Origin of the sequence: Streptomyces sp. NPDC050448 (assembly GCF_040655295.1) — a bacterium.
GTDB lineage: Bacteria > Actinomycetota > Actinomycetes > Streptomycetales > Streptomycetaceae > Streptomyces.
The window spans coordinates 1-1,052 of record NZ_JBFAJR010000146.1 but is presented as its reverse complement, the minus strand read 5'-3'; the positions used below and the strand labels follow the sequence as shown (position 1 = coordinate 1,052).

Sequence of the window (1,052 nt, the reverse complement as noted above, 5' to 3'; positions counted from 1 at the left end):
GTGGCGGGGGTGGGTGGGGGGGGCGCCCACCCCCCCCCGCAGCGCGGGCAGCCCGGCCGGGTGGTAGCCCGACTCGCGGACCAGGCCGGGCAGGTCCTCGCGTACCAGCTGGAGCAGTGCCCCGGCCAGATCCGGACCACCGCCCTCGGCCGCCTGCCCCAGCGAGATGAGGTCCGGCGGTTGGGTGATCAGCCGTTGGACCACCGCGGTGGCCCGTCCGCCGCGCACCCGCCCGTCCGTCGGCACACGGCGGCCGGCCGCCCCTTCTGACACCCGCGTGCCGCTGCCCCGACGCGTCTCGACCAGGCCCGACCCGCGCAGTACGTCGAACGCGGCGACCACCGTCGCCCGGCTGACCGAGAGGGCGTCGGCGAGCCGCCGCTCGGACGGGAGGTGGTCGCCGGCGCGCAGGTCCCCGGACCGCACGGCCCGGCCGAACGCGTCGGTGAGCCGCTGGTACAGCGGTCCCTCGCCCGCACTCCAGTCGCTCAGCAGGTCGATCAGCTCGTCCAGCTCGGGCGCTTCACGGTTCCGGTCCACATTCCCCTCCATTGGCACGGGAGCACGAGCTGCCCTGACGCGAGGCTAACGGCATGACCTCCACCTCACCCCTTGATCCCCGGCTGGCTGCCGTCTGCGACCTCTCCGTCTTCGCGGCGCGGGACGGCGCGGGACGGCACGAGTACGACGGGACCGTCCAGGACCTGTCCCCGGACGGCGTACGACGCGGCCTCGCCGCGCTCGGCGGACCCGGCGGCACCGAGCCCTATGAGGACCCGCACGACGAGGCGCACGCAGCGGCCGCAGAGGAAGCCCTCCGGGTCCGCTTCGGCGAACTGGAACTGCACCGCAGCAATCCCCTGTGGCACATCGAGAACCTGGACCTGACCGGCTATGACCGCCCCTACGCGCCCGAGAACGAGCGGGACGCGGCTCGGTCGGCCCACCTGGGCCGGTGGCCGGACGCCGTGGACGCGGCGGTCGAGTCACTGGACCGGGTCCCCGCGCCGCTGGCCGACGCCACGCTGCCGCTCGCCCGTGGTCTGGCCGCC

The 1,052-nt window shown here is 75.4% G+C and carries 1 protein-coding gene and 1 pseudogene; one reads left to right on the top strand and one right to left on the bottom strand.

Annotated features, from left to right (window positions below):
• The coding region (locus AB0I68_RS39170; RefSeq protein WP_363182221.1) for a GntR family transcriptional regulator at positions 1 to 540 on the bottom strand (540 nt) is incomplete at its 3' end.
• 53 nt (positions 541 to 593) lie between these two features.
• Between AB0I68_RS39170 and AB0I68_RS39165 the strand changes: the two are divergent.
• A pseudogene (locus AB0I68_RS39165) lies at positions 594 to 1,052 on the top strand (DUF885 domain-containing protein); the annotation flags it as partial.